We start from the raw sequence: 11,668 nt of genomic DNA, 5'->3' as shown, positions 1-11,668 counted from the left end.
GGTAGAAAATTCTCTATTTTAGCTTTTTAAAATAGTATTCTAGTAGCATCCAGTTTTACTAGTTCTAGCGTATGCTTTCTTCTCCCTCTTCAAAGCCCAAGTTAGGGCTACTCAACTTGATTGTGATTGTATTGTCAATCTACGTGCTGGGTGCGCTCACGATAGACACTGTTTATAAATTACCCCCCGAGACATCCACCCTTCTGAACTATATCGACAACGCTATATGTGTGTTTTTCTTTCTGGAATTTTGCGTACGGTTTTATCAGGCCGAAAACAAAGCACAATTCATGCGATGGGGATGGGTTGATTTGATTTCGAGCATTCCGATGGTCGATTTTTTAAGAGCAGGGCGCTTGTTGCGGCTTATCCGTTTGCTACGGCTTATTAGAGCTTTTCGTTCCATTCATCAGCTCGTTAGTTATATTTTCCGAAACCGCGCTCAAGGCGCTTTTACTTCCGTTTCTATTATTGCTATTTTGTTGATTATCTTTTCGGCCATTGGCATTTTACAAGTTGAAAAAGACCCCAACAGCAACATCAAAACCGCCGAAGATGCGCTTTGGTGGGCCTATGTTACTATTACTACCGTGGGCTATGGTGACAAATACCCCGTCACTACCGAAGGCAGAATCATCGCTGTGATTTTGATGACCGGCGATGTAGGACTCTTTGGGACTTTTACAGCTTATGTAGCCTCGTGGTTTGTCAACGATAAAAAGGAACAAACAAACAACAACAATTAATCTTTGGGAAAGACTGACATTACCCAATTATTATTTTTATGTTATTTTTCTTATGGTTTTTCGTCGCGTGAGGTATTTTTGTGGACTTAACAAACATATCCCCGTGAAATATTCCATTAAAATCTATTTTCTTCTGTTAATTACGCTTTTTAGTTTTCAGTCTGTAGCCCAAAAAACCAATCCATACGACAATTTAGGGAACCTCCTAACCGATATGATAGATACGACCACGAGTATCGGCAAAAGTATGCTTTCTATCAACAATCGACTAGGCAAAATCGGTTTCAGCGGCTATATGCAACCTCAATTCCAATGGGCCGAAAGCAAAGGCGCTGACGGCAATGTCTACAATGGAGGTGATTTTGGACCTTATGTCAACACCAGGTTTAGGATGAGACGCGGACGTTTTCGGGTAGATTACACCCACCTCAACGAAGACGGGCAACCTTCTATTTATTTTATTTTCCAATTTGACGGCACCGAACGCGGTTTCTTTACGCGCGATTTTTGGGGTCGATATTATGAAAACAAATGGAACCTTTTCCATTTCTCAGCGGGTATTATGCCTCGTCCGTTTGGGTATGAATTGTTGTTGCCATCGGCCTTCCGTGAAACTCCCGAACGCGGCAGAATGTCGCAGATTTTGATGCAAGTCGAACGCGATTTAGGAGTTATGGTAAGCCTTAACCCTCGCCGCAAAAATTCTAAATTCAAATGGTTTAACGTGGACCTTGGTGTCTATGATGGACAAGGACTCACAGGGCCAGCTGAATACGATAGCAGAAAGGATATAGTGGGTCGGATAAGTGCCAAAAGGGTTCATATCAAATCATGGCATGCCTATGTTTCAGGCGGAATTAGTGGGTACTTAGGTGGCATCACAAGCCGAAATCCTGTATTATATACCACGGAGGTTCGTAACGGCTCGCCTTTTATGAGAGCCGACTCCGCCCAATCAAATGTTGGCAAAAACGCCGCAAGAAGATACATAGGTGCTGATTTTCAACTTATTTTCCCCAATCGTAAAGGACAAACTGAGTTGAGAGCTGAGTACATCCGTGGTTTACAAACAGCCACTGCCACTACAAGCGTGACGCCAGGAAGCTTACCTCTAACAGTAAGCGGTACTCCTCAGCCTCTTTATACGCGTTCGTTTGATGGAGCTTATTTTTATTTTTTACAACACCTCGGTAGTACCAAACATCAGCTTGTTTTGAAATATGATTGGTACAATCCTAATACCAAAGTAAAAGGTAAAAACATCAATAGTGTAAATGGGTTCTCGGCTGCCGATATTCGGTTTGACACTTTTGGCGGCGGCTACATTCATCATATCAACCAATACCTAAAGTTGGTGTTTTGGTATGACCATATCGTCAACGAAAAAACAGCTCTTAAAGGCTACGAACAAGACCTCAAAGACGGCGTATTTACCCTCAGAAGTCAATTTATTTTCTAGTTTTTTTGAGCCTAAAATGTCATACTACGAGGCTGTTTCCAAAGTATTGCGTTGCCAAATACTCTTTGGTCGTCAATATTTTTGAGACAGCTTCAAATGCATTCTAGCTTTCGACCTCCTCCATTGGGGAGAATGTATGTTTTTGTTTTTGAGCATACAAAAGAATAACAACGCCCGTCAAAATAATCGGCAGACTTAGCCATTGCCCCATGTTTAGGGGCATTTTTTCTTCAAAATTTTCCTGAGCATTTTTGAGAAATTCAATCATGAATCGAAAACTAAAAAGCAATATGATAAATAGCCCCATAATGGTGCCATCGGCAAGTTGGTGTCGCTTATATTTCCACAAATAAAAAGTGAACCCAAACAAAAACAAGCAGAAAAAAGCCTCGTACAATTGCGTAGGATGGCGAGGTACGAGAGGTAATAAAGTGGAGTCGGTTTCACGGACAAAAACAAACCCCCACGGCAAATCAGTTGGTTTTCCATAGATTTCGGAATTAAACAAATTACCCAATCTTATCAACGCCCCTCCCAAAGCCCCCGCAATGACTACCCGGTCGGCCACCCAAAAAAACGATGGATTGGTGGGGCGGCGACTGTACAAAAATAGAGCCGCTAAAATGGCAATCGTAGCACCGTGGCTCGCCAATCCATGAAAAGGTAAACTGACCATCGACAGCAACCATTCGGAAGGATGAGCCAATAGAAGTTCCCATTCGTAAAATAAATAATGGCCTACTCTAGCTCCTACAACGGTAGCAATCGCCATATAAAGCAGCAATGACTCCACTTTCTCCCTCCCTATGTGGTCTGCTCGAAATAAGAAAGAAACCAACCGCTCGCCAACCAAAAAGCTACAGGCAAACAGAATACTGTACCAATGAATGGGTAAAGAAGCTCCAAAAAAGTCAAAAGAAATGACACTGGGAGAAATGTCCCAAATAATGTAAGCCCACATGAAAGGAGATTTTTTAGAAGTTTAACAACCAGAAGTAATACTTATCAACAAAAAACTCACACAAAAGTGAAGAAAAGGGCGTTGCGCTTTTTGGTACCAAAGGATAGAAGCGGGGCGACTTTTAACAATCTGACTAATGGCATCTTCACTCCATTCAGATTGCTCGTTTACCTGCGTTTTATAGGAGTCCCACAAAGGTTTTAATTCATCTAAATTCATGGCAATTGATTTTTTAAAAGCTTCTCAAGTTTGGTTTTAATCCGATTGATTCGGGTGCTGATGTTGGTGCGACTCAAATTCAAAATACCAGCTATTTCTTCATAGCTGTGTTCTTCCAAATAAAGCATAATGATTGCTTTGTCAAGGTCGCCAAGCTGTGCGATGGCGTGATACAACTCCTCGGTAGCTTGCGTAAGTTCAAGAGAATGCTCAGCAGCCGAAACCTGATAGGCATCGTCCGAATAAGGTTCATTTTTGGGGCGCGATTTTTCTTTTCTTAGCTTGGTAAATACGGTATTGAGCGAAATACGATAAATCCAAGTAGAGACTTTAGACTGATGGTTGAAGGCAGGATAAGCTTTCCAGAGTTGAAGCACAATTTCCTGAAACATATCTTTTCGATCTTCGTATTGGGCAAAATAAAGACTACAAAGACTGTGAACCAGTTTTTGATGATTGGCCATTAACTTCACAAACTCTTCTTGTAGCGTAATTTTGCCCACTGCTAAAGTTGACTAATAGATTCTAAAGTATTAGTTGCAGAAAGTACAATAAAGTCACACGCCGTCAAAAAAAATCGTTACTCATTAAAGAATTTACTGACAATATTTAGCCACAGACTAATGTAAATACCTTTACCATTCCTTTACTTCTGGCAAATCAAACGTAGGGTTTCGTTGGGCTTAAGGACTACGTCCCAACCTTCAAGTAAGGTTTTTCCTTTGACGGTTTGGGTGTTTTTACCAATAGAAATGCGGTAAGTTTTCTGCGGCTCAATCGCAAACCATTCTTGAAACTGATTGATACGCGGATAATCAACGGGCATATGAAGGTGATTGACGTGGTATTGTTCACCAAAAAGAAGCTTTCCCTTCCAGCCTTTTTCGGAATAAACGGTCACATAAAGCGCATTTTTGGCGATAGAAGCGCCCAAATGGACGTCAGACTGCCAATCAGAAACTCGTACACCGGCAGTTTTCCAGAGGGCATACATGAGGGAAGTTCGGGCAAAATTGCCATCTCCGTGCCAGCCTTCAATGATACCATCGGGCTTTTGATAATTCCATAAAACTTTGATTTCCGAATCTATCCAGTCTTTTACCGAAGCTACAGGCTCTCGCAAATACAAATTCAAAGCTCCCTCAATCGCATCGGCGTAGCCGTCGGCACTGCCCGATTCCCAATTGTGATTACGATAATAAGGATACAAAGCATTGAGGGTCTTCAAGGTAGCTTCGCGAAAAGCACTTATTTTATCAATCATATAAACCGTGTAAAAAGCATTGAGGGTGTAACCAAAGTTATCCGCCAAACGGGCTTCTATCACTTGACCCGTCACAGGGTTGATTTCATCATAAAAAAGCCCGTGTTCGTTGCGACCTTTGTCTAAAATAGTATTCAGCATCTCATGAATATAAGGCTGCCATTGTTGTTTTTTGGCGGGATTTACTACCGCTACTACCGCATACATTTCCACCAAACCCGACACGATTTCGCAGCCGTGGTCGCGCAGGCGAAGTCGTTCGGTGGAGCGAGTCGGCAAGTAGGCATCGCTTAAGTAATAATCGCCGATTTGGATGCCCCAACGCAACCATTGCGGATTGCGGGTCATCCAGTACATACGTGCCAATACCTGCAACAAATCGCCTCCTACTTCTACCACGGCACTTTTACCATAAAAATCTCCTTTGATTTGCGTAGGCACATCTACTTGCTTGTCGAGGTCGGTGAGTATTCCCAGCATTCGCTCCGACCAAGGGCTTTGGCCGAGCCACTCCGTAAGCGGAATAAGACCATCTTTCATGTATTCGGCACTACCAAAAATCACCTGACTGCTGTCAATATGGTCGTTGAGAAATCCTTTTTTACAAAATGAATACGTATCGGGCAGACGGTCGATGCGCGAGGTGAGGCGAATTTCGGTGGCCAGCATTTCTCGCATTTTACCTTCAAAAAGAGGTTTATCAAGCATGGAAGCGGTCATTACCATAAAAGGGTAATTGTCGGCAGCCGCATCGTAGGCGTTCCAAAAACATTTGCTTTGCGTCAAATTTCGTGGGATAAGTCCCGTAGTGCTATCGGCTTTGCCAAGCCAACCCACCAAATACCGATGACACCGCCGAAAGGACTCATTGGCAAGTTGTCCATTGGCTAGGGCTTGCTCAAAATGCGTTTCGGCAGAAGTGGGGGTTTGCGTATAAACCTGAGCGTTTATTACGCCAACGATTCCAATTATCAGTAGCATTTGTCTACAAACAAAGATTTGGAAGCCCTTTTGCATCATGGATTTATTTTTTGTGGTTTTGCTTTATTTTCACTCATCTGCCTCGGCAAACGAAACACGTCCCCTTTTTGATTGGCAAAATAAAGGGATGATTCGGAAGCTTGGCGGGCGTGGCCATCAGCCCAAAAAGCATAAAAATCGGGATGAACCGCCTGAGGCCGACGCACATAGGAATGATTGTAGGCACTATTGAGCGTCAGGATACGCTCTTTTTCCCAAGATTTTCCTTGGTTTTTGCTCACCCAAACGGCGATATTTCCGCCTGTACCATAAGGCTGAGGACCTGCTTCGGTAGGACCAATGATTTTCCAAGTATTTTGGTTTTCAATATACAAAGACCCCATATCGTAGTTGTGGTCAGAAGTTGTAACCGAGCTAATATCCCACGCCTTTCCATTCCAATAGGCGACATGCCATGTATGCGGGCCTTGTTCGGGGCCAGGGTCGGGGCCTTTGCTAGTTACGTACAATATAATCGGGTTTCCTTTGGCCGTATAAGACACATCGTTGATATACACATTGAGGTTTTGAGAACGATATTCTTTAACTAAACCACCATTTTGAGGCGTACTTAAAGGTAGATTTATTTTTTCACCTTGGGCATTGTGCCAAGTTTTGCCAAAATCCGTGGTTTCTACATAATAGAGATTGGTACGGTAATCCAGCCCGGCACCTTTTTCGGTATCGGGGTGCATATTGAAAGAAGTGCCGATTTTGTTTTTCCATTGCGCACTCGTTTGATAATGCCCTTCTTCAATGACACCAATATCTTGAATCGCCGACCAATGAATACCGTCTTTACTAGTAATATAGCCAATCGTCCGGCGAGGTTTTTTGGCGCCGTACTTCAAGACACCTCTTTCATAGTGGGTCATTAAGTGGAAAAAGCCTTTGCCTTTTTGGTAATAACTCTGCAAATAAGAAAAATTGTTGAACGGCACTTCTTTGCCATCTTTCAGGTAAGTAGCGTCAATTTTGTCGAAAGCTTCGATGCTATAAGGGCTACGGCTACGATGCAGATAAGAAGGACGCTCCACGCCATGCGAGGTCGAAAACACCCAAATATAGCCTTGGGCATCGATGTTTAAGACGGGGTTGTCGTGAGCATCGTCGGTGGCTTTATCCAAAACGATAGTGGGTCTTGCTACTTCACCCGTAGCATGGTCAAAATAGGATATTTCGTGAAGGAGACTAGGCTTTGCGTCTTTAGAAGCCCCTCCAAAACAAAAAAAAGTTTTCTTGGCTGTAGGACTATAAACCGCAAAGGGATTGTGATTGGAAGGATAAGTACCTAAGCCACCGCTGTATTTATGAACGTATTCATTGTTGAGTTTGCCAATATAATACCAAATCCCTCGAAAACCATCGTCGGTCTGATTGAGGGTTTGGGCATTTGTAATACCAATTCCAGACAAGCTAAATGCGCTTATCAGAGAGGCAAAGAAGTGTTTTTTCATGTAATAGAATCGGTTGAGGGTATGAATGCTAAAGCATACGAGCTTACTCCAAAAGACTTTCCAAGTTTGCTATCGATTTAAAACGAAAACTTGGAAAGTCCAATTTATCTTATTTTTCCCAGTCTTTGAGAGAAGGAATTTTGGTTTCTTTATTGACATTGATGCCTTCTGGAATCAACAATACATTGATAATTTGGGACGAATTGGCGGGCAATGTCACTTCAAAACCAACCAAAGTGGTACCAGGATTGGGGGCATCATAATCATGCGAAGGCTGCGTTGACCATGTTTTGACTACCACATTAGCCGGCTCTAATACTTTCAATTGCAGGCTTTTGCCATTTTGAGTAAGCATCGCCGAGCCATTGCCCGAAGGCGTCACTTGAGCGGGTGTGACCATCGCCCAACGTACTGTGGTCGATTTGGCATTAGACAAGATTTCATCTTTTACTACCACATACTTACTATCCACAATCCCCACTCCTCTTTTGGCTGAAGCAACGGCGTTGTTGTAAACAGCCGACATATCAGTAATTGCCCCCAAAAAAGCGGGCTTATTGATACGACTGGTGATTTTGGCATAACCATCTACACGCTGATATGAATTATCGAAAGTAAGAGTACTATGAGCGAGATTGTTGTAACGATAAACGTGCCACCGCTCGGCCTCTTGTTCTTTACCCCAAAGTTTGACCCCTTTAGATTCCAGTGATTCGTACTCTTGCATTCCAAAATCCATCGACCATCGCTCGCCGTTGGCATCCATCACAAAAGAACCTATATCCATATGCCCGTGATTGACAGAAGGCGAACCCGCTTTCAACCCCACATACACAGCATTGGGGTCGGTCCATGAAGAGCGCATCATCGCTACGGGGTTTTTACCCTGACCCACCCAAATAAGTTGCTGAGGAACTTCTACTTTATCAAATCGTAGTCCATTTCCCCAAATCAATGCCGCTGGCAAAATCCGGTCTCTACCAGCGGAAGCAGAAATATTTTCGATGGCTTTCTTTTGAAGAAAAAGTAAAGAAGAGGCTTTGGTACGATTGGCAAACCAAAAAGTAGCAGGACTAACACCGCCTGTTCCGCTACCTGCATCAGAGTAGTTGAAGGTTTTGCCAGAGGTTCCTACCATATTTTGAAAATAAGTAGCGGTATTGAGAAACCCACGCTCATTAGACAATCCAAATTCGCTACCTAGTGCGCGATGAATCGCACTCAAAAACAATACATTGAAACTCGTACCATATCCCCAATACCCATACCCTTCAGGATAAGCACCGTCGGGCTTGTAGTCTTCCATAGGGAGCTTGATAGATTCGATGGCACGGTCGATGATTTGGCGGGCTAGTTCGGGCTGGTCTTCATAAATGGCCAACGCCCCGTAGGTCATGCCCGCATTGCACACCTGATTCCAGTTGTGAGAGGCTTTGAGCCAACTGTTATATTTAGAGTCTTGAGAAGGTTCGATTCCTTTTTTAAGAATGGCTTCGCGGATGATAGGCAGGGAGCTTTTTTGTAAATTGTGATACAACCAATCGTAGCCAATGGCAACGGCCATGGTCATTTCGCCCACGTCCAAAAAATGAGAAGGATTCCAATCCGAAAACTTGGAAACGGTCAATAGTTCTAGCTCGGCGCGTTCTAAATATTTAGGATTTTGGGTAACGCGGTAAGCGTATGAAAGATAAAAAATACGGCGTAGTGCCTCGCGTGATTTGTCGAGCAAGCGGCGGCCAATTTGGATACGCTCCAAAGGAGGAAGCGTCAGCATTTTTTCGCATTCTTGAATGATAACCCCGTGAATTTTGGCCCAACTTGGGTCGTTCTGAATATTTTTTTGAATTCCTTTTTCTTCCCCTTTCAATAGCATAATACGAGGATGACTGGGGAGAGACCTTCCATTTTGGAGATGCTTGAGTTGGGCAATAGCCGTGGTCGATGCCAATAAAAAAACAAATAAATATTTCATAGAAAACAACATTGATAATGGGCGAATAACTACCTCTTTTGAAACTCATCAAAACAGATATTCTACTCTTCAAGGCAGATTTGTGAAGGAGGCAAAAGTATTAAAAACGCTTTATTTTATCTTTCCTACTGTTTAATTATCTTTTAGTGGGGTTCAATTTTTTTCATTTTTACTGATTACTATTTTCATAGACTTTTAGGATATATTTTGATTTATAAAACCTTTACTTTTCTATTTTTCAACACAATGAATCATCTTTTGTCGCTCATTCCACCGCAAGTATTTGGAGTGATGGCTTTGGTAGGAACTTACTGTTTTATTTTAGCCTATGAAAAGCAAAACTATATTCAGCGGCTTTTACAAAAAGGTATCGAAACTGAGGGAATTGTGGTCGAACTCCGTCCTCACCCCGACCGTCCTACTCAAGGGCAAGCGCCTGTGGTGGATTTTAGTTTTCCCAATGGCTCGCATCGGCATTATTCTGTTACTTACGCTTCACCTTCTCCTTACAAGGTAGGGCAAAAAGTGAGGATTTGGTACAGATTCAACAAATCAAATCGAGAAGCCACTTTGGCTGACGAAGTACCTGGCACTTTACCCAAAACACTCTTTATTTGGGGCTGTGTACTTTGCTTATTTAGCTATCCTGTTATTGTTATACGGATGCTAGGGTTGTTTTAGACTACTTGAATATAGATATTTTTAAAAGACAAGCGCCCAAACAGCGCTTGTCTTTTAATGAATCTGCCGTTTATTGCCAGCCTGGATTTTGTTTTATGGCGGGGTTTTCGGCCAATGAATTCAACGGAATAGGCCAAAAATAATGTTTGGCTTCATCAAACACAGGATTGGCATAATCTGTACCTTGATAAACATCAATGTAGGTTTTCTTGGAAACAGGGTCAACGGCCGTTTTGACTACGGCTCCTGGATAACGCGCTTTGGCGGCATCATCCCAACGCATTCCCATGGTTGGAATCAAGAATTTTTTACCTTGTTTCCAACGTCTCAAATCACCATAACGGAAACCTTCCATAAACAACTCAATACGGCGCTCACGACGAATCTCTGCAATCAAAGGTGATATTCCGTCGGCTGTATATCGAGGATCAACGGGCACATTGGTCAATGACAAATGAGGCATCTTAACACGGTCGCGGAGTTTGTTGATACTAATATCGAGGTCACCTTGGGTCATTTTTCCTAGTTCAGCTTGGGCTTCGGCGTAGTTGAGCAGCGCTTCCGCAAAACGTAAAATAATCGCAGGAGACTCCGCTGTATCAAAAGCCTTACCAATCATATCATCGGCATTATAATGCTTAATGATATGATAGCCTGTTTCGGAAATATATCCCCCTGCCATTCCCAATACCCTTGGGTAACTGCGGCCATCAGCTAAGTGATATTTGTACTTTGCAGCATCGGCAGGGTGTAAGATAGTCTGGCGGAGACGAGGGTCACGGTTTTCGAATACATCTTCGATTTTGTCATCCCCTTTGTAAAGCGGTGATAAAGAAATCGGTAAGCCGTCGGTACACAAATAGTCTTCTACTAAGCTTTTGGTAGCACCACCCGCGTACTCAAAGTATGATTGCACGTGGTTGGTAAACACCCCCAACTGATATTTGCGCCAATACATCACTTCAGGATTTCCGGCAAGATTTAAGACGCGATGATAGGCGTTGTAATCAGTGTCAGGATTGCCTGTATTATAAAGGCGATAAGGGCCTTTGTCAATCAATTCTTTGGCGGCGTCAGCAGCGGCTTGGAGCCATTTGTTGGGGTCTGTTCCACCGTGGTATTTACGCCAAGTACCTTCAAATAAGCAAATACGAGACTTTACCAAAAGCGCACACCAGCGATTAAGCCGACCAGGGGCATTGCCATCACCCCAACTATCGGGGAGTTTAGTTGCCGCAAAATTGAGATCTTCTAGTACTTTTTCCATCGCTTGCTCCCGAGGCGTACGCGCCGCAAATAGCTCTTCTGATTCGGTATTGAGTTCTTTATCGACCCAGGGTACATCCCCAAATTTCGATACTTTTTCGGCATAAAACCAGCCTCTAAACAAGCGAGCTTCACCGATATAGCGGTCTTTGATGTCTTGAGCAATGTTGGCTTTATTATAGTTGGCCAAGCCTACGTTACAAGCCCTTACGAAATTCCAACCTTTGTATCCAAACTGCTGAGGAGCAGCGGGAGTCGTGTGTTTTCCTGAACGTACTTGTTGGAAAAAAGCATGACGGGCATGACGAGGGGCCATGTTGTCGGCAAATTCGTCCTGAAACCAAACACTTCCCCAGTGACTATCAAAACCTTGATAATGCCCGTGCAAAATAGGCACATTGTCGTCGTTACGAGCTAAGTCGTACAAGCTGTTGTTGTACACTCTTAAGTCGTTTTCAGTATTCCAGAAGGTTTCGTTGGTGATGCGGTCGAGCGGATAACGCTCCAAAAATTCGTCATTGCAACCACTAAACAAAAGGGTAGTTGCAAAAATGCCGAGGGTGATGATATGTTTTTTCATATAAATCGCTTTTAAGAATGAATCAATTTCTAATGTTGCT

The 11,668-nt window shown here is 43.1% G+C and carries 10 protein-coding genes; 3 read left to right on the top strand and 7 right to left on the bottom strand.

From position 1 onward, the window contains the following. Window positions 1-71 precede the first annotated feature (71 nt). Both P1X15_RS12510 and P1X15_RS12505 read left to right on the top strand, forming a co-directional pair. Window positions 72-746, top strand: a complete 675-nt coding sequence (locus P1X15_RS12510) for a potassium channel family protein (protein ID WP_277338463.1) — start codon at window positions 72-74, stop codon at window positions 744-746. Between the two features lie 103 nt (window positions 747-849). Continuing rightward, window positions 850-2,205 (top strand): porin, encoded by a 1,356-nt coding sequence (locus tag P1X15_RS12505; protein ID WP_277338462.1) that lies wholly within the window; start codon window positions 850-852, stop codon window positions 2,203-2,205. 103 nt (window positions 2,206-2,308) lie between these two features. On the opposite strand, the gene lgt is transcribed toward P1X15_RS12505, so the two are convergent. The 6 genes from lgt to P1X15_RS12475 all read right to left on the bottom strand — a co-directional run bounded on the left by lgt (window position 2,309) and on the right by P1X15_RS12475 (window position 9,101). After that, on the bottom strand, window positions 2,309-3,166 hold the full coding sequence (gene lgt / locus P1X15_RS12500; protein WP_277338461.1) for a prolipoprotein diacylglyceryl transferase: 858 nt from the start codon (window positions 3,164-3,166) through the stop codon (window positions 2,309-2,311). Window positions 3,167-3,187: 21 nt separating this feature from the next. Further along, the gene (locus P1X15_RS12495) at window positions 3,188-3,385 is read right to left on the bottom strand and encodes a hypothetical protein (RefSeq protein ID WP_277338460.1); all 198 of its coding nucleotides are present in this window, start codon (window positions 3,383-3,385) and stop codon (window positions 3,188-3,190) included. Continuing rightward, the gene (locus P1X15_RS12490) at window positions 3,382-3,888 is read right to left on the bottom strand and encodes an RNA polymerase sigma factor (protein ID WP_277338459.1); all 507 of its coding nucleotides are present in this window, start codon (window positions 3,886-3,888) and stop codon (window positions 3,382-3,384) included. Before P1X15_RS12490 ends, P1X15_RS12495 begins: the two co-directional genes overlap by 4 nt. A 143-nt stretch (window positions 3,889-4,031) precedes the next feature. After that, window positions 4,032-5,630 carry a hypothetical protein gene (locus P1X15_RS12485; RefSeq protein ID WP_277338458.1) on the bottom strand — a complete coding sequence of 533 codons (1,599 nt, stop codon included), beginning with the start codon at window positions 5,628-5,630 and terminating at the stop codon, window positions 4,032-4,034. Window positions 5,631-5,665: 35 nt separating this feature from the next. Further along, on the bottom strand, window positions 5,666-7,126 hold the full coding sequence (locus P1X15_RS12480; protein WP_277338457.1) for a BNR-4 repeat-containing protein: 1,461 nt from the start codon (window positions 7,124-7,126) through the stop codon (window positions 5,666-5,668). Window positions 7,127-7,235: 109 nt separating this feature from the next. Continuing rightward, window positions 7,236-9,101 (bottom strand): heparinase II/III family protein, encoded by a 1,866-nt coding sequence (locus P1X15_RS12475; RefSeq protein WP_277338456.1) that lies wholly within the window; start codon window positions 9,099-9,101, stop codon window positions 7,236-7,238. Window positions 9,102-9,347: 246 nt separating this feature from the next. On the opposite strand from P1X15_RS12475, the gene P1X15_RS12470 reads away from it, so the two are divergent. Beyond that, on the top strand, window positions 9,348-9,782 hold the full coding sequence (locus P1X15_RS12470; protein ID WP_277338455.1) for a DUF3592 domain-containing protein: 435 nt from the start codon (window positions 9,348-9,350) through the stop codon (window positions 9,780-9,782). A gap of 70 nt (window positions 9,783-9,852) precedes the next feature. On the opposite strand, the gene P1X15_RS12465 is transcribed toward P1X15_RS12470, so the two are convergent. Beyond that, window positions 9,853-11,628: a RagB/SusD family nutrient uptake outer membrane protein gene (locus P1X15_RS12465; RefSeq protein WP_277338454.1), complete on the bottom strand. Its 1,776-nt coding sequence runs from the start codon at window positions 11,626-11,628 to the stop codon at window positions 9,853-9,855. Window positions 11,629-11,668: the final 40 nt, after the last annotated feature.

It is taken from the genome of Runella sp. MFBS21, from assembly GCF_029433105.1.
In the GTDB taxonomy this organism is placed as follows: Bacteria; Bacteroidota; Bacteroidia; order Cytophagales; family Spirosomataceae; genus Runella.
The sequence above is the reverse complement of the archived record's forward strand: the minus strand, read 5'-3'. Positions and strand labels throughout refer to the sequence as shown.

Bases quoted from the DNA above. Each gene is read 5' to 3' on its own strand.
- P1X15_RS12510 (WP_277338463.1), top strand. From the start codon at position 72: ATGCTTTCTTCTCCCTCTTCAAAGCCCAAGTTAGGGCTACTCAACTTG.
- lgt (WP_277338461.1), bottom strand. From the start codon at position 3,166: ATGTGGGCTTACATTATTTGGGACATTTCTCCCAGTGTCATTTCTTTT.
- P1X15_RS12495 (WP_277338460.1), bottom strand. From the start codon at position 3,385: ATGAATTTAGATGAATTAAAACCTTTGTGGGACTCCTATAAAACGCAG.
- P1X15_RS12485 (WP_277338458.1), bottom strand. From the start codon at position 5,630: ATGCTACTGATAATTGGAATCGTTGGCGTAATAAACGCTCAGGTTTAT.
- P1X15_RS12480 (WP_277338457.1), bottom strand. From the start codon at position 7,126: ATGAAAAAACACTTCTTTGCCTCTCTGATAAGCGCATTTAGCTTGTCT.
- P1X15_RS12475 (WP_277338456.1), bottom strand. From the start codon at position 9,101: ATGAAATATTTATTTGTTTTTTTATTGGCATCGACCACGGCTATTGCC.
- P1X15_RS12470 (WP_277338455.1), top strand. From the start codon at position 9,348: ATGAATCATCTTTTGTCGCTCATTCCACCGCAAGTATTTGGAGTGATG.
- P1X15_RS12465 (WP_277338454.1), bottom strand. From the start codon at position 11,628: ATGAAAAAACATATCATCACCCTCGGCATTTTTGCAACTACCCTTTTG.